16 protein-coding genes and 1 pseudogene are annotated in these 19,569 nt (G+C 72.5%); 10 read left to right on the top strand and 7 right to left on the bottom strand.

The window, feature by feature from the left end; translation table 11 throughout:
- The first annotated feature begins 23 nt into the window (after positions 1-23).
- The 6 genes from ACIQWX_RS46155 to ACIQWX_RS46130 all read left to right on the top strand — a co-directional run bounded on the left by ACIQWX_RS46155 (position 24) and on the right by ACIQWX_RS46130 (position 7,133).
- Positions 24-965 (top strand): carbohydrate ABC transporter permease, encoded by a 942-nt coding sequence (locus ACIQWX_RS46155; RefSeq protein WP_400885500.1) that lies wholly within the window; start codon positions 24-26, stop codon positions 963-965.
- Positions 962-1,780 (top strand): carbohydrate ABC transporter permease, encoded by an 819-nt coding sequence (locus ACIQWX_RS46150; protein WP_400885497.1) that lies wholly within the window; start codon positions 962-964, stop codon positions 1,778-1,780. The genes ACIQWX_RS46155 and ACIQWX_RS46150 overlap by 4 nt, the downstream gene beginning before the upstream one ends.
- Positions 1,780-3,303: a beta-N-acetylhexosaminidase gene (locus ACIQWX_RS46145; protein ID WP_400885494.1), complete on the top strand. Its 1,524-nt coding sequence runs from the start codon at positions 1,780-1,782 to the stop codon at positions 3,301-3,303. Before ACIQWX_RS46150 ends, ACIQWX_RS46145 begins: the two co-directional genes overlap by 1 nt.
- 221 nt (positions 3,304-3,524) lie before the next feature.
- Positions 3,525-4,223, top strand: coding sequence for a GntR family transcriptional regulator (locus ACIQWX_RS46140; RefSeq protein WP_400885491.1), 699 nt, complete (start codon positions 3,525-3,527; stop codon positions 4,221-4,223).
- Between the two features lie 72 nt (positions 4,224-4,295).
- A complete protein-coding gene (locus ACIQWX_RS46135) occupies positions 4,296-4,451 on the top strand; it encodes a hypothetical protein (RefSeq protein WP_400885489.1) in 156 nt (51 codons plus the stop codon).
- A gap of 291 nt (positions 4,452-4,742) precedes the next feature.
- Positions 4,743-7,133, top strand: coding sequence for a hypothetical protein (locus ACIQWX_RS46130; protein ID WP_400885487.1), 2,391 nt, complete (start codon positions 4,743-4,745; stop codon positions 7,131-7,133).
- A gap of 55 nt (positions 7,134-7,188) precedes the next feature.
- On the opposite strand, the gene ACIQWX_RS46125 is transcribed toward ACIQWX_RS46130, so the two are convergent.
- From ACIQWX_RS46125 to ACIQWX_RS46110, 4 genes are read right to left on the bottom strand one after another with little or no spacing between them, the layout of a single operon-like run.
- Positions 7,189-7,959, bottom strand: a complete 771-nt coding sequence (locus ACIQWX_RS46125; protein WP_400885485.1) for an MHYT domain-containing protein — start codon at positions 7,957-7,959, stop codon at positions 7,189-7,191.
- Between the two features lie 12 nt (positions 7,960-7,971).
- Complete coding sequence (locus tag ACIQWX_RS46120; protein ID WP_400885483.1) at positions 7,972-8,364, bottom strand: DUF742 domain-containing protein; 393 nt, start codon at positions 8,362-8,364, stop codon at positions 7,972-7,974.
- Positions 8,361-8,867, bottom strand: a complete 507-nt coding sequence (locus ACIQWX_RS46115; protein WP_400885481.1) for a roadblock/LC7 domain-containing protein — start codon at positions 8,865-8,867, stop codon at positions 8,361-8,363. Before ACIQWX_RS46115 ends, ACIQWX_RS46120 begins: the two co-directional genes overlap by 4 nt.
- On the bottom strand, positions 8,864-11,416 hold the full coding sequence (locus ACIQWX_RS46110; protein WP_400885479.1) for a sensor histidine kinase: 2,553 nt from the start codon (positions 11,414-11,416) through the stop codon (positions 8,864-8,866). The genes ACIQWX_RS46115 and ACIQWX_RS46110 overlap by 4 nt, the downstream gene beginning before the upstream one ends.
- A gap of 418 nt (positions 11,417-11,834) precedes the next feature.
- On the opposite strand from ACIQWX_RS46110, the gene ACIQWX_RS46105 reads away from it, so the two are divergent.
- Positions 11,835-13,145: a low temperature requirement protein A gene (locus ACIQWX_RS46105; protein ID WP_400885476.1), complete on the top strand. Its 1,311-nt coding sequence runs from the start codon at positions 11,835-11,837 to the stop codon at positions 13,143-13,145.
- Between the two features lie 57 nt (positions 13,146-13,202).
- Here the strand turns inward: ACIQWX_RS46105 and ACIQWX_RS46100 are convergent, their stop codons facing one another.
- From ACIQWX_RS46100 to ACIQWX_RS46090, 3 genes are all read right to left on the bottom strand, one after another.
- Positions 13,203-13,652: a hypothetical protein gene (locus tag ACIQWX_RS46100; RefSeq protein WP_400885474.1), complete on the bottom strand. Its 450-nt coding sequence runs from the start codon at positions 13,650-13,652 to the stop codon at positions 13,203-13,205.
- Positions 13,649-16,033 carry a molybdopterin oxidoreductase family protein gene (locus ACIQWX_RS46095; protein WP_400885472.1) on the bottom strand — a complete coding sequence of 795 codons (2,385 nt, stop codon included), beginning with the start codon at positions 16,031-16,033 and terminating at the stop codon, positions 13,649-13,651. The genes ACIQWX_RS46100 and ACIQWX_RS46095 overlap by 4 nt, the downstream gene beginning before the upstream one ends.
- A 75-nt stretch (positions 16,034-16,108) precedes the next feature.
- Positions 16,109-16,576, bottom strand: coding sequence for a MarR family winged helix-turn-helix transcriptional regulator (locus tag ACIQWX_RS46090; protein WP_400886219.1), 468 nt, complete (start codon positions 16,574-16,576; stop codon positions 16,109-16,111).
- Positions 16,577-16,679: 103 nt separating this feature from the next.
- Between ACIQWX_RS46090 and ACIQWX_RS46085 the strand changes: the two genes are divergently transcribed.
- The 3 genes and pseudogenes from ACIQWX_RS46085 (at position 16,680) to ACIQWX_RS46075 (ending at position 19,557) form a co-directional block, all read left to right on the top strand.
- Positions 16,680-18,473 (top strand): thiamine pyrophosphate-requiring protein, encoded by a 1,794-nt coding sequence (locus tag ACIQWX_RS46085; protein ID WP_400885469.1) that lies wholly within the window; start codon positions 16,680-16,682, stop codon positions 18,471-18,473.
- A pseudogene (locus ACIQWX_RS46080) lies at positions 18,470-18,775 on the top strand (mandelate racemase); the annotation flags it as partial. The gene ACIQWX_RS46085 and the pseudogene ACIQWX_RS46080, both read left to right, overlap by 4 nt.
- Complete coding sequence (locus ACIQWX_RS46075; protein WP_400886217.1) at positions 18,754-19,557, top strand: enolase C-terminal domain-like protein; 804 nt, start codon at positions 18,754-18,756, stop codon at positions 19,555-19,557. The pseudogene ACIQWX_RS46080 and the gene ACIQWX_RS46075, both read left to right, overlap by 22 nt.
- Positions 19,558-19,569 lie beyond the last annotated feature (12 nt).

The raw sequence follows: 19,569 nt of genomic DNA, 5'->3' as shown, positions 1-19,569 counted from the left end.
CCCCTTTCCGCGAAGGAGTCCTCGTGTTGCTGGAGAAAGCGCCGCCCGAAGCCCCGCCGAGACCAGCCGCGCCACGCCGCCGTCGTTCGCTGCTGCCCTACGGCCTGCTGCTGCCCGCGACCGTCCTCCTGGGACTCGTGCTGGGCTACCCGCTGGTGCGCCTGGTCGTCATCTCGACGCAGAAGTACAGCCTCCGGTCCCTGTTCACCGGCACGACGTCCTTCGCCGGCCTGGACAACTACGCCGCGGTCCTCGGCGACGACCAGCTCCTCCCGGTTCTCGCACGCAGCATCGGGTTTTGCGCGGCGCTCGTGCTCGGCACCCTGGTCATCGGGTTCGGCGTCGCGCTGCTGCTGCAACGGCTGGGCAAAGGGATGCGCACCGCTGTCACGCTCTGCCTGATCGCCGCGTGGGCACTGCCGAACGTGGCGTCCACTTTGGTCTGGCAGTGGCTTTTCCAGCCCGGCTACGGCGTCGTCAACTGGCTGCTCACCCAGGCCGGCTTCGGCGACCTCACCCAGCACGACTGGACGACATCCCCGGCGTCGGCGTTCACGCTCGTCTGGCTGCTCGTCGTCTGGCAGTCCGTGCCGTTCGTCGCGCTCACGCTGTACGCGGGCCTGTCGCAGATCCCGCGCTCCTACTACGAAGCCGCCGCGCTGGACGGCGCCGGGCCGTGGCGGGTGCACCGCACCATCACCTTCCCGTTCCTGCAGCCGATCCTCGGCCTGGTCACCATCCTCTCGGTGATCTGGGACTTCACCGTGTTCAACCAGATCTGGATCCTGACCCAGGGCGGGCCGAACGACGGCACGACGACCCTGGGCATCTGGACGTTCACCCGGGCGTTCAGCCGCAACGACTTCGGGCAGGGCGCGGCGATCGCCGTCGTCTCGGTCGCGCTGCTGGTCGGCATGACGGCCGTCTACGTGCGCCGGCTCGTCCGCTCCGGGGAGGACCTGTGATCCGGCGCATCGGCCGCAACGCCATCGCGACGATCTTCTGCCTGGTGTGGATCTTCCCGGTCTACTGGATGGTGCTCACGGCGTTCAAGCCGGCGGGCAAGATCCTCCAGCCGACACCGGAGTTCCTGCCGTTCGACGTCACCTTCGACAACTTCGCCGACGCCCTCGCCAAGCCGGGGTTCGTCCAGGACCTCGTCAACAGCGTCGTGGTCGTCGTCGCGGTCGTCGCACTGTCCATTGTGGTCGCCTTCCTCGCGGCGACGGCGTTGACGCGCTTCCGGTTCTTCGGGCGCCGCAGCTTCCTGATCGGCGTGCTCGTGCTGCAGATGGTGCCGGTGCCCGCGCTGGTCATCCCCCTGTTCCTCGGCCTCAAGAGCGCGCACCTGCTCGACACGCTGCTCGGGCTGGTCCTGACGTACGTGGCGCTCGTGCTGCCGTTCACGATCTGGACGTTGCGCGGCTTCCTGCACGGCATCCCGGTCGAGCTCGAGGAGGCGGCGATGGTCGACGGCGCGACGCGCGGACGCGTCATGCGCTCGGTCCTGCTGCCGCTCGTGCTGCCCGGGCTGATCGCGACCAGCGTGTTCGCGTTCATCACGGCGTGGAACGACTTCCTCTTCGCGTACGTGATCATGAAGGACAGTTCGGGCTACACGCTGCCGGTGTGGCTGGTGTCGTTCAGCACGAGCACCGGCACCGACTACGGCGGCCTGATCGCGGCCTCGACGCTGTTCGCGCTGCCCGTCGTCGTCTTCTTCGCGCTCGTGCAGCGCCACCTGGTCGAAGGCATGACCGCGGGCGCGGTGAAGGGCTGATGATCATCCCCGCCCCCGCGCGGCTGACCCGCCGCGCCGGCTCCTTCGCGCCGGCCGGCGGCCTGCGCGTCCTGGCGGGCCGCGGTGCCGAACGCGCGGCGCGGCTCCTCGCCGGCTACCTGCCCCGGCCGACGATCCACAATGGACCGGCGATCCGCCTCGACCTGGCGCCCCAAGGGAACCACGGGCCCGAGGGCTACGAACTCGACGTCACGCCCACGGGGGCGCTCCTGACCGCGTCGACCGAAGCGGGGCTGCGCAACGGCGTGCAGACGGTCCGCCAGCTGGTGCCGCTGCACGGCCCGCCGCGGCTGCCGTGCCTGCACGTCCGCGACGCGCCGCGGCTGCCGTGGCGCGGCGTGCTGCTCGACGTCGCCCGGCACTTCCTGCCGCTGGAGTTCCTGCGCGAGTTCGTCGACCTGCTGGCGCTGCACAAGTACAACGTCCTGCACCTGCACCTGACCGACGACCAGGGCTGGCGGATCGAAATCGACGGCTGGCCGCGGCTCACCGAGATCGGCGCGTGGCGCACGGAGTCGATGGTCGGGGCGGCCGGCAGCGACGTGTACGACGGCGTTCCCCACGGCGGCTTCTACACCCAGCGCGAGCTGCGCGACCTGGTCGCCTTCGCGGCCGAGCGCGGCGTGCGGATCGTGCCCGAGATCGACCTGCCCGGGCACGTCCGCTCGGCGCTGGCCGCCTACCCCGACCTCGGCAACCGCCCGGACGTCCGGCTGCCGGTGTGGACGGCGTGGGGCATCAGCCCGGACATCCTCGGCGTCCACGACGGCGCGTTCGCCTTCTGCCGCGAGGTCCTCACGCAGGTCGCGGACGTCTTCCCGGCCCCGCACCTGCACATCGGCGGCGACGAGTGCCCGACGACGCAGTGGGCGGCGAACCCGGTCGCGCGGGCGAAGGCGGCCGAGCTCGAGCTGAGCGATACCGCCGAGCTGCACCCGTGGTTCCTGGGCGAGCTGCACCGGTTCGTGGCGGGCCTCGGCAGGCAGGCCGTCTGCTGGGACGAAACCGGCCACGCCGCGGGCCGGCTGCCGCCGGACCTGGTCGTCACGGCCTGGCGCGACGCCGCGCACGGGGCACTGGCCGTGGCCCGCGGGCACCAGGTGATCATGGCGCCGCACACCTCGACCTACTTCGACTACCGGCAGAGCGAGGAACCGGACGAACCGCCGCGCGCGGACGTCACGACACTCCGGGACGTCTACCGCTTCGACCCCCTCGAAGGCGGGCTCCCGGTCAGCGACGGAGCCCGGCCCGGCGTGCTCGGCACGCAGGCCCAGCTGTGGACCGAGCACGCGCCGACCCCCGACCACGTGCGGCACCTGGCGTTCCCGCGGCTGTGCGCGCTGGCCGAGCGCGCGTGGACGCCGGCGGCCCGCGGTTATGCTGAATTCCAGGAGCGCCTGGCCGGTCACCTCGAGCGGCTGCGCGCCCTCGACGCCCTGCCCAAGGAGCGCGTCCGGTTCGCCGGCGCGCTCGGAGTACCCGGGAAGACGGTGCCTTGACCGCTGTGTCATCGGGGGCCTCGCCCCAGGCCGGGGGCTCCCCCACCCGGAGCCCCCGAAAAGAAGGTGAGCCATCCGGGGCTTCACCCCAGGCCGGGGGCCCCGCCACCCGGAGCCCCCGAAAAGAAGGCGAGCCATCCGGGGCCTCGCCCCAGGCCGGGCGCTCCGCCACCCGGAGCCCCCGACAAGAAGGTGTCGAGCCGGCGGACCGCCCGCCCACCGTGAAGCGCGACCGCGTCCGGCGGCACCTGCTGAAGGTGATCGAGAACGCCGGCCCCGGCACCGGGCTGGCGTCGGAACGCGACCTGGCCGCGGAGCTGGGCGTGTCCCGCCCGACCGTCCGGGCGGCGATCGACGAGCTGACCCGCACCGGGCTGCTGGTGCGCCAGCGCGGGCGGGGGACGTTCACCAGCCCGCACAAGGTGACCCAGGAACTGGCGACGGGCCTCGCCGTCCCGCCCGCGGAAGGGCATTGGACGAGCCGGGTGGTGGCGTTCGCGGTTTCCCCCGCCCCGCGGTCCCTGGCGGCCGACCTGGAACTCACCTCAGGAACGCCGGTGCTGCGCGTGACGCGGGTCCGGCACGTCGACGACGAGCCGATCGCGATCGAGCAGCTGGCGCTGCCGGCGTCGGTGGTCCCCGGGCTGGCCGTCGCGGACCTGGAGTCGGGCAACTTCTACCGGCTGCTGCGGGAGCGGTTCGGGATCGTGGTGGCGGACGCGGTGCAGACGATCGAGCCGGCGGTGACCAACCCGGAACAGGCCGAGCTGCTCGAGATCGCGGTGTACGCGCCGATCCTCCACATCGAGCGGCTCACCCGCGACACGACGGGCCGGGCGGTCGAGCTGACGCGCTCGGTGTACCGGGGCGACCGGTACCGGATCACGTCGAAACTCCGCTTCGACGCCGAATCCGGCTGAACGGCGGGATGGTGCCCACCCTCCGCCGAGCCGCGCCCACCGACGCCAAAGGACGCGCGGCCCGCAGTACCGGTGCGCAGGCGCAAACTCGGCCCGCGGTCGCCGGGAGCGGATCCCTGCGCGACCTGCCGGCGGACCGACCGGGCGGTCGAGCTGACCCGCTCGGTCTACCGCGGCGACCGGTACCGGATCACGTCGAAACTCCGCTTCGACGCCGAATCGGGCTGACCGCATTCGGAAAATAGATCATCACCGGAGCGGAAACGCACCATTTTTAGCGTCCACTCATTACCCGATCGGGTGACACCACGACGGCATCCGGGTGACCGCCCGCAGGAAAACCCCTTGGCCCAGCAGGTGCCCGTTGTTTCGCATCGGTAACGAATTGCGCTGTTGGCATCGCCTTTCTGGCGCCCGGGTGAGAGCGCTTCAACGCACTCCCGGCACGGCATAGGATTTTCCTTCGGCCGGGAAAACGATTCCCGGAATCCGCTCTCGCGAAAGAATCGAGGACCATTCATGCGAAGACGCATGCTGGGTGCCGCGCTGCCCCTCGTGCTCGTCGCGGCCTCCGCCGTCGCGCTGCCCGTCGCCGCCGAGGCCGCCGCCGTCTCCGGGCTCACGAAGTCCGTGCAGGGCACCGGATCGCCCGCCGACCACGGTGCCACCGCGAACTGGGTCATCGGCTACGACGACCAGGCCACCGGGGCCGGCGCCGCCACCATCACCGACGCCATAGGCGCGGGCCAGGCGTTCCAGTCCGGTTCGCTGCACGCCCCGCCCGGCTGGACGCCGTCGTGGTCCACCGACGGCACCACCTTCACCGGCACCGAACCCGCGTCCGGTGTCACCGCCGTCCGGGCGACCAACCCCGACGCCGGGCCGGACGCGACCTCGCTGTCCGGCGCCCTCACCCCGCCCGTGCAGGCGGTCACGACGGCGACCGGCGGCGACGGCTTCAGCCCGATCCTGTACCGCACGCCGGGCGGTGTGCTGCAGGCCTGGAACATCTACCACCACCTGGGGGCCACTTCGCCGAAGGTGGTCTGCACCGACCTCGCCACCGGGCAGCGCTGCCCGGGCGGCCCGTGGCCGAAGGTGCTCAACACCGCGGTGGGCCCGCTCGGCACGCTGGGGGCCGGCGACATCGCGAGCACCATGGTCGAGCAGTACGTGCACGACCCCGCCGCGCCGGCGAAGGTCTACTACCCCGCCGTCACCGCGTCCTCGGTCGGCGTCGGCTGCCTCGACATGGCCGCCACCGCCAACTGCGGGTACTGGGCGCTGTCCCCCACCGGCGGCTCCCCGCCGGTGAGCAGCATCGGCGGCTTCGTGGCGACCGGCGGCAACCTGTACGGCATCGTCAGCTCCGGTGCCGTGGTGTGCTGGACGATCGCCACGCAGAGCGCCTGCGGCGGCCAGCCGTACGCGCCGATCGTGCCGGCGGCCAACCAGCCGTACGTCTACGGCGGGGTGACGGTCGTGGCGGGCAAGGTGTTCGCGTCGACGTCGAACCCGGGCACCGGGCAGCAGCCGGCGCTCGGCTGCTTCGACCCGGCGACGGCCACGGCGTGCGCGAACTGGGCGTCCTCGCGGCCGACCGGTCCCGCGGGCAACTACAACTACAACGACTACACGGCGTTCGACACGAGCGGCGCCGCGGTGGGCGCGTGCGCGACGACGACCGGCAGCCCGGACGTCACGACGTGCTACGCGCTGGACGGGTCCACGCTCGCGGCCCCGCCGGGCCCGGCCGCCCTGCCGGCCGGCGTCTACGCCTTCCCGCCGGAGGTCGTCACCGATCCCGCCGGGCACGTGCGCAGCTACCTGCCGATCTGGAACGGCGGCTACGCGGGTGCGGCGCTCTGCCACGACTGGACGACGGGAACGGCGTGCGCGGGCCTGCCCGGCCCGATCTCGCACCCGACGGTCAACGGCGGGGCCACCCGGGACTACGGGTACACCTACGACCCGCCGTCCGGCTGCTTGATCGGCCTCGGCGACGCGGGCGTGCTGTTCTCGATGGACCCCACGACCGGGGCCACTCCGTGCGTCCGGTCGGGCGGGCAGGTGACGCTGAAGCCGGGTGACTTCTACTGCGACGGCGGCTCGCACGTCCAGGGCTACACGGCGGCGCGGCTGACGGGCGTCGACCCGGCGAACGTCGACTTCGCGGCGTCCCGGGTGACGGTGGTCGACCAGGACGGCGCGACGGTGCCGACGCCGGGCTTCGCCCCGGACGGCTCGGTCGACCTGAGCGGGGTCTCCGTGGCGGCGCACCCGTCGATCACGGTGACGACCACGCTGGTCCTGCACTCCGCGGCCGGGTTCGCCGGCCGGCTGGTGGTGGACTACGCGGGCGACGCGCCGCAGCTGTGCTTCCGCACGACGATCTCGGCGGACTGCGCGGTGTCGTCGGTGGCGAACACGGCGTCCGGCACGGACTCGACAGGCTCGTTCACGTCGAACACGGTGACGCTCCCGGTGGCGCCGGGCGCGTCGTGCACGCCGAACGTCAAGGTGGAGAAGGAGATCTGCAAGTCGTCGACACCGGCGAAGTGCGGGCCGGGTGGCGCCGGGCCGTGGGTGAAGCAGACGGGGGTCGGTCTCCTCGGCCTGCTGAACGCGACGGCGTACTGGCGGATCACGGTGACGAACCTCGGCCCGGTCGGCATCACGTCCGCGCACGTGGTGGACAGCGTGGAGCCGTCGTGCCAGACCGGCGACTTCACGTTGGCGGCGAACCAGACGAAGCAGGTGTACTGCTCGACGTACGCGTTGCTGAGCCTGTTCCCGATCACCAACCAGGCGAAGGTGAGTTATGTGCCGGTGAACGTTCCGCCGGGGACGCCGCCGTCGCACACGGGGTGGTCGTCGGCGACCGCGTGTTCGCTGTTGTGCATCCTGTAGGGGGTTGAGGTGACGGCCCGCGGGGAAGTTCCCCCGCGGGCCGGTCACACCCGGCTCACACCGTGACGACTTCGCCCTCCGAAGCCGACACCTCCGCGGCTCCGGACCTCACCGGCGGCGCCATCAGCACCGCGCACAGCGGGACCGCCATCGCGATCGCCGCCACGACGAACACCGGGAACAGGAACGAAAACACCTCCACGCCCGCCGGGTCCGGGGCGCTCATGTCCATCTCCATCCGGACCGCCGCCATGCCCGTGTAGTGCATGCCCGTCACCGCCGCGCCCATCACGAACCCCGCCAGCAACCGCAGCGACAGGCGGTCCAGGAACACCGCGAACCACAGCGCCGCCGTCGCCGCCACCACCGCGATCACCACCGACAGCGCCACCAGACCGCCGTCGTAGCCGAAGTCGCCCTTGACCCTCAGCGCCGACATCCCCGTGTAGTGCATGACGTTCACCGCCAGGCCCGTGATCACGCCGCCGAGCGCGAGGCGCCACCAGCCGAACTTCGCGCGGCCGCCCACCACCAGCAGGCCCGCGAACACCGCCGCCACCGCGAGGATCGCCGACAGCACCGTGCGGAAGACGTCGTAGCGGACCGGCATCCCCGGCGTGCTGAACCCGAGCATCGCCACGAAGTGCATCAGCCAGATGCCGACGCCGCCGATCGAGACCGCCGCCAGCACCAGCCACCGCATGCGGTGCCGGGGGTTCGCCGCGTGGCGGGCCTGCACCGCGCACGCCAGCCCGAGCGCGCAGCCCACCACCGACGTCAGGTACGCGAGCACGAGCAGCCAGTGCCCGAGCGCGAAGTGCTCCATCGCAAATCCTTCCTACAGGTCGCGCAGCCCGTACAGCACGCGCTCCATCAGGTCGTGGCGCTCGTCCCAGGTGGAGGTGTCCGACAGCGTGTCGCGGACGATCACCAGGTGGTCCTGCATCAGGTCCGACACGAGCACGCGGACCACGCCGAGCGGCAGCGACAGCAGCGCGGCGATCTCCATCAGCGACCGCGGCCGCAGGCACAGCTCGGTGACCTCCGCCAGCGCGCTCGACCCGAGGTAGCCGGCTTCGGCGCGGCCCGCCGCCGTCGTCTCGACCAGCGCCTCGACGGCGATCTCGACCGCCGGTGCCGTCCGGCCTTCCGTCCAGGCGTACGGGCGGGCCAGCGACGCGCTGCGCCGCGGCTCCTCCCCGTACGGCCCGGGCGGCGGGTCGTCGATCACCGGTGGTCCTGGGCCACCGGTATCTCGCGCGCGGGCACGTCGACCTTCTGCCCCACCCGCTCGACCAGCATCGTCATCTCGTAGCCGACCAGCCCGATGTCGCAGCCGGTCGAGGCGAGCACGACGAGGTTCGAGCCGTCGCCCACGCTCATCAACAGCAGGAACCCCTGCTCCATCTCGATGACCGACTGCACCACCCGCCCGGCGGTGAACAGCTCGGCGGTGCCCAGCGACAGGCTGGACAGGCCGGCCGCGATGGCCGCCAGCTGGTCGGCGCGCTCGCGGGGCAGCGTCTCGTCGGCGGCCACGAGCAGGCCGTCGGCGGAGACCAGCACGGCGTGCGCGACCCCCGACACGTCCTGGACGAACCCGTTGACCAGCCAGTTCAGCGTCGCCGTCCGCTCGGGCGGCGCGGCGGAACCGGGGAAGGCCAGTGTCCCGCTGAGGGACCGGGCCGCCGGTTCGGTGCCGGAGCGGCGCGGCACGTCGGGAAGTTCGGTCATCGCGGATCCACTTCGTCCTTTCGGGGTTCTTCGGCGCGGGCGGCGGTCTCCTGCCGGGCCGCGCGCATGCCCTGGTAGTGGCGGGAGAGACTGCTGCGGACGGCGGCGGCGTCGCGGAAGGACCCGCCGTTCTGCTCGCGCACGCGCGGGACGGCCGCACCGGGCGCGAGCTGGGCGCCGGGCCGCCGGGTGGGCAGGCCGGCATCGGTGAGCCGCTGCGCCGCGGCGGGCTTGAGAGCGCTTTCGGCGGCTTGCCGCGCGCGGTCGGCCGGGGTGTCCCACTCGCCGACGACGGGCTTTTCGTCACGCGCAACCGGCTTTTCGACGGTGGCGGGCCAGTCGGCGGCCGGGGTGGACGGCGGCGCGGGTGCGGTCTCCGGGGCGGCATGCCGGTTCGCCACCGGGGTTTCGGCCTTCTCCGGCGTTTCGGCGGGCGGCCAGTCCACTGTGGACTCCGCGGCGGGCTTCTTCCCCACCGACGGCCACTCGCCAGGGCTCGCCGAGCCGTTCCGCCGGACCACCGGCTTCGCGGCCGGCTCGGTGAACCAGCTCGTCACGACCTGCTCGAAGATCGGCGTCGAAGCCTGCGCCGGCACCTCCGCCTGCCGGGTGTGGCCGTTGCGGCTCGCGCCCGCGGTCACCAGCCTCCCCGCGCCGATCGGCCGGGCCAGGTCCGCGATCACCAGCGCGCCCGGGACGTGGACGCTCGCCGTCACGCCCGCGTGGCGCGCGCCCGTGCCGGTCGCGCGCAGCCGGACCGTCACCCCGTGCAGGGACGCCAGCCTGCCGACCACGAACAACCCCATCCGGCGGGTCGTCTCCGGGCCGACCGTCCCGGCCGCCGCCAGCCGCTCGTTCACCGCCGCGAGCTCGGCCGGCGTCATGCCCAGCCCCTGGTCGACGACCTCGATGAGCAGCCCGCCGTCGGCGCCGCGGTCGGCCGTCAGCGCCACCTTGTGCTCCGGCGGCGAAAACCGCGTCGCGTTCTCCAGCAGCTCCGCGAGGATGTGCACCACGTCCGCCGCCGCCTCGGGCTGCACCGAGCTGCGCGGCGCGTTGCCCAGCGCCACCCGCCGGTAGTCCTTGACCTCCGACGTCGCCGCGCGCAGCAGGTCGCGCGTCGGGACCGGTTCGCGGCCGTGCCGGACCGGGCGGCCGCCCGCCAGGACGTGCAGGTTCTCGCCGTTGCGGCGCAGGCGGGTCGCGATGTGGTCGATCCGGAACAGCTCGTCGAGCCGCTTCGGGTTCTGCTCCCCCGCCTCGAGGTCTTCGATGATCGACAGCTGCTGCTCGACCAGCGACTGGCTGCGCCGCGACAGCGTCATGAACATCTCGCTGACCTGCTTGCGCAGCTCGGCCTGTTCGACGGCGAGCCGGACCGCCTGCCGGTGCATGTCGTCGAACGCCCGGGCCAGCTGCCCGATCTCCTCCTCGGTCTCGACGCCGGAGTCGGGCACCGCGCGCCAGTCGACGTCGTGGCCCTCGCGGACCTGCCGGACGGTCTCCGGGAGCTGTTCGTTCGCCGCGCGCAGGGCGGCCGCGCGCAGCCGCCGCACCGGCGTCACCAGCGAGCGCACCACCAGCAGCGCGATCGCGAGCGCGCCGAGCAGGGCGCCGAGGACCAGCGCCGTGTCGCGCAGCGAGTCGGACCGGGCCCGGTCGGCCGCGGCCGAAACGTCGTCGGCCAGCTTCGCCGAGACGTCCTTGAGCACGGCCGTCACGCCGGTCGTTTCGGCGGCGATCGAGGGGGCGAACGACGCGAGCGCCGCGGTGCCGCCGTTGCCGGGGTCCTGCAGCGTGTCGAGGCGCTCTTCGGCGGAGCTCGTCGCCGCCTTGAACCGGTTCAGCACGTCGCCGGTGAGCTGGTGCTCGGCCTGTTCGGCGAGCACCTCCTGCTCGGCGGCGGCCTGCACGACGGCCGGGCGCAGCGACGCGTCGTCCGGGCTGTTCTGCGCCGCCCGCGCGTAGGTCTCCTCGGTGGCCAGCTCGGCGCGCAGGTGCACCAGCAGCCGGGTGGTGTCCGCGCCGGCCGCGGTTTCGTCGCCGGCGTCGGACGGGACGAAGGAGGGCACGAGGTCGCCGAGGGTGGCGATGATGTCGTTGTAGCCGGCGGCCTTCGTGCGCACGTCACCGCCGCCGGCGCCGGCCGCGCGGATGCCGGCGAGCTTGCCCAGCGCGGTGTTCAGCGCGCGGCCGGTGTCGGCGGGCAGCGGCGCGAACCCGGTGTCGCGCTGGACGGCGGCCACCTTCGCGTCGACGGCCGCGGTCAGCGTGTTCGGCGCGCCGGCCGGGACCGCCACCGCGGCGACCATCTCCTCGCCCAGCGAGGCCGTCAGGTCGATCGTGTCGCGCAGCACCGGCAGCCGGTCGCGGGCCGCGCTGAGCGCGGTCGCGCGGTCGAGCTCGCCCTGGATCCGGACCTCCGCGAGCGCCACCGCGACCAGGACCGGCAGCAGTAGGACGACGCTGATCTTGGTGCGGACGCTCCAGTGCGCCGGCCACCACGCGGCGTCCACTGGCAGGCGGGGCGTGGGTCTGCTTTCGTGCATGGCGGAATCGCTCGATTCCCAGCCGCGCGCACGGCTGACGTCGAACTCGGACAGGACGAGGGCCCCAGGGCCGATCACGGAGGTCCCCGGCGGACTGGCGTTGATCGAGCCGACCAGCAGAGAACAACACCCCCGGCATCCTTGTCAACCCTAAGCAGCGGCGTTTCGGAACGCGGGGAACGAATTGATCGCGCGGTTCACCCACCGTGTCCCGATGATCGCTGCTTGTACACCGTACAAGCGTGTTCGTGCAGCTCCAGGGCCTCCCGGGCGGTAAACGACCCCCCGCGTCGGATTGGCGGCAGAATTACCCACAGCAGTTGCCGGGGCGAATTCCGCCATTGTTCGAATGGTGTGTTATTAATTCCCGCGACGCCCGGCCGCGGGGCCCCGCCGCGGACCCGGCAGAATCGCCGTCGTGACCGATGTGGACGAAACCGGCGCCGGCAAGCGCGTCGGCTGGGTCGAGCTGTACTTCGACCTGGTCTTCGTGTTCGCGGTGGGCCAGGTGGCGCACGGCGTCGTCGCGGACCCGCACTGGGCGCGCGTGGCGGCCGCGCTCGGGCTGTTCGCGACGCTGTGGTGGACGTGGATCGGCTTCGCCGTGCTGTACAACCGCCGCGGCGACGACAGCCGCGTCGCCGACCGCCTGTTCGTGCTCGCCGGCACGATCCCCTGCGGGATCGCCGCCACGCAGGCGCACCACGTCTTCGAAGGGCACCCGGCGATCTTCGCGGCGGCCATGGCCGGGGTCCGCCTCATCTTGGCGGCCGCGCACCGCTGGCCGGCGCGCGACGGCCTGGACCAGCGGCGGATCAGCTGGGGCTACACGGTGTCGGCGGTCCTGTTCGGAGTGTCGGCGGTGGTCCCGTTCTCGTGGGCGCTGTGGGTGTTCGCGCTGCTGCAGGAGGCGGGCTTCCTGCTCCTCGGCGACCGGCACCGCGCCGAGCGCCGCGAGCGGCCGACGCGCGAGGCGAGGTGGCGGAGCATGTGGGCACCGCCGCGCGACCCGAACCTGGCGGTCGACTCGGCGCACCTGGCGGAGCGGTTCGGGCTGTTCATGATCCTGCTGCTGGGCGAGCTGGTGATCACGGTCGGCACGGCGGCCCTCGAGCGACCGGCCGACGACCTCGCGTACTGGGCGTCCCTCGTCGCCGGGTTGGTGATGGCGGGAGCGCTGTGGTGGCTGTACTTCACGTCGGCGGCCCGGATGTACGAGCGGATGCTGGACCTGTCGGGCGGGAACCCGGCGCTGGCGTATTCGCTGTACGCGGGCGGCCACCTGTTCCCGGCGTTCGCGCTGCTGCTGATCGCGGCGGGGGTGAACTTGTCGCTGCACGAGTCCCCGCCCCAGGCGGCGGGGTGGTTCACGACGGTGGGGTTGACGTTGTACCTGTCGGGGACGCGGGTGTTTTCGGCGGGCCCGGCCGGTCGCTGGTACGGCGGAGTGGCCCGGGTCGCGGTACTGGCGGCGACGGTGTGCTTGGCGTTCTTGGGCCGGGTGCTCCCGGCGCCCGCGGTGGTCGTGGTGGTGGCGGCGTGGGCGGTCGGTGCGACGGTGGTGGCCGCGGGGATCCGGCACCGGGCGCTCGATCGGTTCGGGGCGGACCCGGTGGCGTTCTTGCGGAGCATCGAGGCGGCCCGTCGGAACGCCCACGACCGCGAGACGCGGCCGGCGACCAACCTCCGCGAATCGGGCGCGCCGGGTGGGGCCGAGCGGGCTGACTAGCCGAGCGGCTGAGCCGGTCGGATTCGCGAGCCGGGCACCCGCCCAGCCGAGGCCGACCTAGCTGGTCAGGATCTGCGGCGAGAGCACCTTCAGCATCGCGTTCGTCCACTTCAGCTGCCGCAACGTCCGCGGGTGGCACCGGCTCGCCAACCCGAGCAGCCCATCGTCGCGAGCCGCCTGCGCGCCCTGCGCCAGCAGCTCCCAATCCAGCGATACGCCCGCGGCCCGGCGGTGCAGCCGGCGCAAGTCCGCCAGCAGCCGCACCCCCGGGTCGGGGCCCGGCGAACCGGCCGGGGCCGGGCCCGGGACGTCCTCGGTCAGCTCCAAGTCGAACGCCCGTCCGGCGCGAGCGACCTCCCGGACGTGCTCCGCCGACCACGCCGCCAGATCGCGCGCGAGGTGGTGGACCTCGTGCTCCGCGTGGTGGCGGTCCGACGTCGTCAGCAAGTCCCTGGCCAGCGCCTTCTCCGCGCGGTGCAGCTCGCGCAGCACGAGGTCGAGCTTCATCGGACATCCTCCTCCACCAGCGACGGCACCCGCTCCACGGCCGGTGCCGAGACCGGGCCGATCCTGCGCAACGCGGCCGCCGCCGTCTTGAACAGCGGCTGCTTCGACACCGGGTCCCAGTCGGTGAACGTCAGCTCGTTGGCCGCGCGGTCGCCGTCCTTGCCCGCCGGGTGGTCGACGTCCCAGTAGCCGTAGTGGAACGGCAGGAACAGCACGCCGTCGCGGATGCCGCCGATCCGGACGCGGGCGCGGACATTCCCCCGCGGCGTCGACACCTCCGCGAGGTCGCCCGGAGCGAGCCCGGCGGCGGCCGCGTCCCGTTCGGACACTTCGAGCCACACCTCCGGGGCCGCCGCCTGCAGCTCCGGCGCCCGGCCGGTCTTCGTCCGCGTGTGGAAGTGGTGGATCGTCCGGCCGTTGATCAGGAAGAACGGGTGATCACGATCCGGCGTCTCGTGCGGCGGGAGGTACCCCGCGGCCTTCAGCATCGCCTTCCCGGCCGGGTTCATCGCCCGGTACTCGTCGGGCTCCATCGGCGCGCCCGTGACGAGGTCTCGGCCGTAGCTTTCGCAGTAATCGGGCTGGGCGAAGAACTTCCCGTCGACGTACAGCCGTTCAGTCCCGTCAGGACGGTCCGAAGTGCACGGCCACTGGACGCCGCTCACCTCGCGCAGCTTCGCGTAGCTCAGTCCACTGTAGTCGCAGGGCCGCCCCGCGGAAGCGCGTCTCCACGCCTCGAACGCGGTCTCGGCGTCGTGCCACTGCGGGAACGGCTCGCCGTCGCGGTCCCGGAAGTCCATCCGCCGCGCGTAGTCCAGGAAGATGTCGAGGTCCGGCCGCGCCCGGCCGGGCGGGTCGACCGCCTTCTCCGACAGGTGCACCGTGCGGTCGGCGTTGGTGAACGTCCCCGTCTTCTCGCCCCACAGCGCCGCGGGCAGCACGACGTCGGCGAACTCCGCCGTCTCCGTGCGGAACGCGTCCTGCACCACCAGGAACAGTCCGGTCGAGTCCAAAATGGACCGGATTCGTGACAGCTCGGGCAGCGAGACGGCCGGGTTGGTCGCCGACACCCAAAGGAACTGCAGCGTGCCGGTCTCCGCGTAGCGCAGCATCTGCATCAGGTGCGTCGGCGGCCCGAAGTGCGGGATCGTGCCGACGTCGACGTTCCACAGCGAAGCCAGCTCCTCGACGTGGGAGTCGTTGGCCCAGTTGCGGAAGCCGGTCAGGTCGCCGTCGGCGCCGCATTCGCGGGTGTTCTCCGCGGTGGGCTGGCCGTTCATCTGGAGGACACCGGCGCCCGGCTTGCCGAGCATGCCGCGCAGCAGGACGAGGTTGTTGACCTGCACGGCGGCCGCGGACGCCTGGTGCGACTGGTAGAACCCCTGCAACACCGTGCACAGCAACCGGGAAGCCGTCCCGAGCAGCCGGGCGGCTTCGCGGATCTCCCGCGCTTCGAGGCCACAGATCTCCGCGGCGCGCTCGGGCGGGTAGTCCGCGACCGTCGCCACGAGGTCGTCGTAGCCGACGGTGCTGCGTTCGACGTACTCGCGGTCGACCCAGCCGTTTTCGACGACCTCGTGCAGGATCCCGTTCATCAGCGCGAGGTTGGTCCCGGGAAGCGGCGCGAGGTGCAGTGTCGACAGGCGGGCGACCGGGGTGTCGCGCGGGTCGACGCACAGCAGCGCCGGCGGGTTCGGCCCGGCGAGCCGGTCGAGCATCCGCGACCACAGCACCGCCTGCGTCTCGGCCACGTTGTGCCCGAAGAGCGCGATGACGTCGGCGTGGTCGACGTCCGCGTAGGACGCCGGCTGGCCGTCGCAGCCGAAGGACTCCTTCAGGGCCGCGGCCGCCGTCGCCGTGCAGAGCCGCGTGTTGCCGTCGAGGTGGTTGGTGCCGAGGCCGCCGCGTGCGATCGCGGCGAGCGTGTAGTACTCCTCGGCGAACAGCTGGCCGCTGGTGTAGAAGCCGAGCGCGCCCGGGCCCTGCTCGTCGAGCAGTTCCCCGCTGCGCCGGACGATCAGGTCCATCGCCTCGTCCCAGCTCGCCTCGACGAGTTCGCCGTGCTTGCGCACCAGCGGCGTCGTCAGCCGGTCGGCCGCGGAGTTGGCCTGCCAGCCGAACAGGTCCTTCGGGTCGAGGCGCCCGCGGTTGACGCGGTCGTCGGCACGCCCGCGGACGCCGGCGATGCGGCCGCCGGCGACCGCGATGTCCAGCCCGTCGCCGTTGGAGTGCAGCACGGCGGCGCTGCGCACCCAGCGGTCGACGTCTTCGGGACGCACGCCGTCGGCCAGCCGGGTGTCGACGCGGACCGGCCACGGGTCCCCCGGTCCGTAGGGCGTCCTGGTTCCCCACGGTTCGGTGATCCCGTCACGTTGCGCCACCGCGAAACACCTCCCGGAGATCGAGTTGCCGCGCGGTTACCCGGACCCCGCCACGCTCAAACGAGCGAAGCCGAACTAAGTTGCGTCGCGCAACAGTGGATGGAAATCCGTTTCGTACGCTTTGACAGCGTCGGCGAACCGGGCGAAAGCGGCCTCCGCCGCAGCGCGGTCGTCGGCGTCGAGCCGGTCGAGCACGGCCGCCAGCACCTGCCGCCGGTCGCGGTCGACGCGGTCCACCAGCCGGCGACCCTGGGCTGTCGGAGCGAGCAGGGTCTCCCGCCGGTTGAGCGGGTTGGTGGCCTTTTCCAGCAGGTTCAGCGTCACCAGCCGATCACACGCCCGGGTGACCGACGACGGGTTCAGCGCCAGCTCGCGAGCCACCTTGCCCACGGTGACGGGCGTCCGGTCGGCCACCACGCGCAGGGCGCGGAACTGTGTGAGCGTCAGCTGCTCGGTGTTCCGCCCGACCGTCGCGTCGGCGATGGTCACCATGGCCCGGAGCACGGCCAGCGCGGCACCGGTCGCATCGGACTCGGAGGACATTTGCGTCACGCAAGAATGGTACGACCCGAAAGCGGGTACTGCGATTCCACGGGCGCCGTACGGGTAACCGACCACCGGAAGCCCAGACGCACAGGGAGTACTCATGGCTCAGACAGTCGGCGACCACCTCCTCCAGCGCTTGCGCGAGTGGGGTGTCGAGCAGGTCTTCGCCTACCCCGGCGACGGGATCAACGGCCTCGTCGCCTCGTTCGGCAAAGCGGACAACCAGCCGCGTTTCGTCCAGGCGCGGCACGAAGAGATGGCCGCCTTCTCGGCGGTCGGCTACGCGAAGTTCAGCGGGAAGGTCGGCGTCTGCATGGCGACGTCCGGCCCGGGTGCGATCCACCTGCTCAACGGGCTCTACGACGCCAAGCTCGACCACGTCCCGGTCGTGGCGATCGTCGGGCAGACCGCGCGCAGCGCGATGGGCGGCAGCTACCAGCAGGAGATCGACCTGCAGGCGCTCTACAAGGACGTCGCGAGCGAATACCTCGTCGAGGTCAACGTCGCCGAGCAGCTGCCGAACGCGCTCGACCGGGCGATTCGCACGGCCGAGGCGGGCCGCTGCCCGACCGCGCTGATCATCCCCGCCGACCTGCAGGAAGAACCGTACGAAGCGCCGAAGCACGCCTTCAAGCAGGTGCCGTCCAGCCGGCCGGGCACCTCGTGGCCCGCGCCGGTCCCGCCCGAAGCGGACCTCGACGCGGCCGCGGAGGTGCTCAACGCGGGCGAGAAGGTCGCCGTCCTGGTCGGGCAGGGCGCGCGCGGCGCGGCCGAAGAAGTCAAGCAGCTCGCCGAGGTCACCGGTGCCGGCATCGCGAAAGCGTTGCTGGGCAAGGACGTCCTGTCCGACGAGCTGCCGTACGTGACCGGCTCGATCGGGCTGCTCGGCACCCGGCCGAGCTACGAGCTGATGCGCGACTGCGACACGCTGCTGATCGTCGGCTCGAACTTCCCGTACAGCCAGTTCCTGCCGGACTTCGGCCAGGCGCGGGCGGTGCAGATCGACCTCGACGGCCGGTTCATCGGGATGCGCTACCCGACCGAGGTCAACCTCGTCGGCGACAGCGCGGCCACGCTGCGCGCGCTGCTGCCGAGGCTCACGAGCAAGCCGGACCGGTCGTGGCGCGAGACGATCGAGAAGAACGTCGCTTCCTGGTGGGAGACCGTCGAAAAGGAAGCCGCGGTCGACGCCGAGCCGGTCAACCCGATGGCCATCGTGTCGGAGCTGTCGAAGCGGATCCCGGAGAACGCCATCGTCACCGCGGACTCCGGCTCGTCGACCAACTGGTACGCCCGCAACCTCCGCATCCGCGGCGACATCCGCGGGTCGCTGTCGGGGACGCTGGCGACCATGGGACCGGGCGTGCCCTACGCCATCGGCGCGAAGTTCGCCCACCCCGACCGGCCGGTGATCGCCCTCGTCGGCGACGGCGCCATGCAGATGAACGGCCTCGCCGAGCTGATCACCATCGCGCGTTACCAGCACCTGTGGAGCGACCCGCGCTGCGTGGTCTGCGTGTTCCACAACAACGACCTGAACCAGGTCACGTGGGAGCTGCGCGCGATGGGCGGGGCGCCGAAGTTCGAGGAGTCCCAGAGCCTGCCGGAGGTCGACTACGCCGGCTTCGCGCTTTCGCTGGGCCTCACGGCCATCACCGTCGACAAGCCGGACCAGCTCGCGTCCGCTTGGGACACCGCGCTGTCCGCGGGGAAGCCGGCGGTGCTGGACGTCCGCTGCGACCCCGAGGTGCCGCCGATCCCGCCGCACGCGACGTTCGAGCAGGTCAAGTCGGCCGCGCAGGCGGTGCTGAAGGGCGACCCCGACGCGTTCCACCTCGTGGCGCAGGGGGTCAAGACGAAGCTGCAGGAGTTCCTGCCCGGGAAGAACCGATGACGACGGTCGAGCGGGTCGGCGCCCGGGCCTACCGGGTGCCGACCCCCGCGCCCGAGGCCGACGGAACCCTGGCGTGGGACGCCACCACGATCGTCGTCGTGCACGCCGAAGCCGGCGGGATCCGCGGGCTCGGCTGGACCTACGCCGACGCGGCCTGCGTGCCATTGATCGAAGGCATGCTCGGGGACGCCGTCCGCGGCCGCCCGGTGCTCGACGTCCCCGCCTGCTGGGCGGCCATGCGGCACGCCGTCCGCAACCTCGGGCGGCCCGGCCTGGTCTCGTGCGCGATGTCCGCCGTCGACATCGCGTTGTGGGACGCCGCCGCCCGCTCGCTCGACCTGCCGGTCGTCCGGCTGCTCGGCCGGGTGCACGACGAGGTCGCCGTCTACGGCAGCGGCGGCTTCACCACGCTCACCGACGGCGAACTGGTCGCGCAGCTCGACCACTGGGTGCGGCGGCAGCGCATCCCGCGCGTGAAGATCAAGATCGGCGAGGCGGCGGGCACCCGCGTGGCCCGCGACCTGGACCGGGTGGCCGTGACGCGGGACAAGGTCGCGACGACGTCGACGTCTTCGTGGACGCCAACGGCGCCTACTCCCCCGGCCAGGCCCGCCGGGTCGCGGAGCGGCTGCTGGAGTGGGGCGTCACGTGGTTCGAGGAACCCGTCTCCAGCGACGACCTGCCCGGGCTCGCGGCGACGCGCTTCCCCGGCGGCCCGGACATCGCCGCCGGGGAGTACGGCTACGACCTGCCCTACTTCGCGCGCATGCTGCCCTCGGTCGACTGCCTCCAGGTCGACGTCACCCGCTGCGGTGGCTACACCGAATGGCAGCGGGCCGCGGCGCTGGCGGCCGCGGTGAACCGGGACGTCTCGGCGCACTGCGCGCCGAACCTCTCCGCGCACGCCGCCGCGGCCACGCAGAACTTCCGGCACATCGAGTGGTTCGCCGACCACGACCGGATCGAACGGCGGTTCTTCGACGGCTGCCTCGACCCGGCGGGCGGCACCGTCGCCCCCGACCTGACCGCGCCCGGCCACGGGCTGGTGTTCCGGGCCGAAGCCGCCGCCGAGTACGCAGCCTGAAGGAGGATCCGC

The sequence above is a fragment of the Amycolatopsis sp. NPDC098790 genome (assembly GCF_044759945.1).
Taxonomy (GTDB): Bacteria; Actinomycetota; Actinomycetes; order Mycobacteriales; family Pseudonocardiaceae; genus Amycolatopsis.
The sequence above is the reverse complement of the archived record's forward strand: the minus strand, read 5'-3'. Positions and strand labels throughout refer to the sequence as shown.

What these genes read in the sequence shown, in the direction of transcription:
- ACIQWX_RS46090 (WP_400886219.1), bottom strand. Translation starts at nt 16,576, where the DNA reads ATGTCCTCCGAGTCCGATGCGACCGGTGCCGCGCTGGCCGTGCTCCGG.
- ACIQWX_RS46145 (WP_400885494.1), top strand. Translation starts at nt 1,780, where the DNA reads ATGATCATCCCCGCCCCCGCGCGGCTGACCCGCCGCGCCGGCTCCTTC.
- ACIQWX_RS46085 (WP_400885469.1), top strand. Translation starts at nt 16,680, where the DNA reads ATGGCTCAGACAGTCGGCGACCACCTCCTCCAGCGCTTGCGCGAGTGG.
- ACIQWX_RS46100 (WP_400885474.1), bottom strand. Translation starts at nt 13,652, where the DNA reads ATGAAGCTCGACCTCGTGCTGCGCGAGCTGCACCGCGCGGAGAAGGCG.
- ACIQWX_RS46115 (WP_400885481.1), bottom strand. Translation starts at nt 8,867, where the DNA reads ATGACCGAACTTCCCGACGTGCCGCGCCGCTCCGGCACCGAACCGGCG.
- ACIQWX_RS46130 (WP_400885487.1), top strand. Translation starts at nt 4,743, where the DNA reads ATGCGAAGACGCATGCTGGGTGCCGCGCTGCCCCTCGTGCTCGTCGCG.
- ACIQWX_RS46110 (WP_400885479.1), bottom strand. Translation starts at nt 11,416, where the DNA reads ATGCACGAAAGCAGACCCACGCCCCGCCTGCCAGTGGACGCCGCGTGG.
- ACIQWX_RS46125 (WP_400885485.1), bottom strand. Translation starts at nt 7,959, where the DNA reads ATGGAGCACTTCGCGCTCGGGCACTGGCTGCTCGTGCTCGCGTACCTG.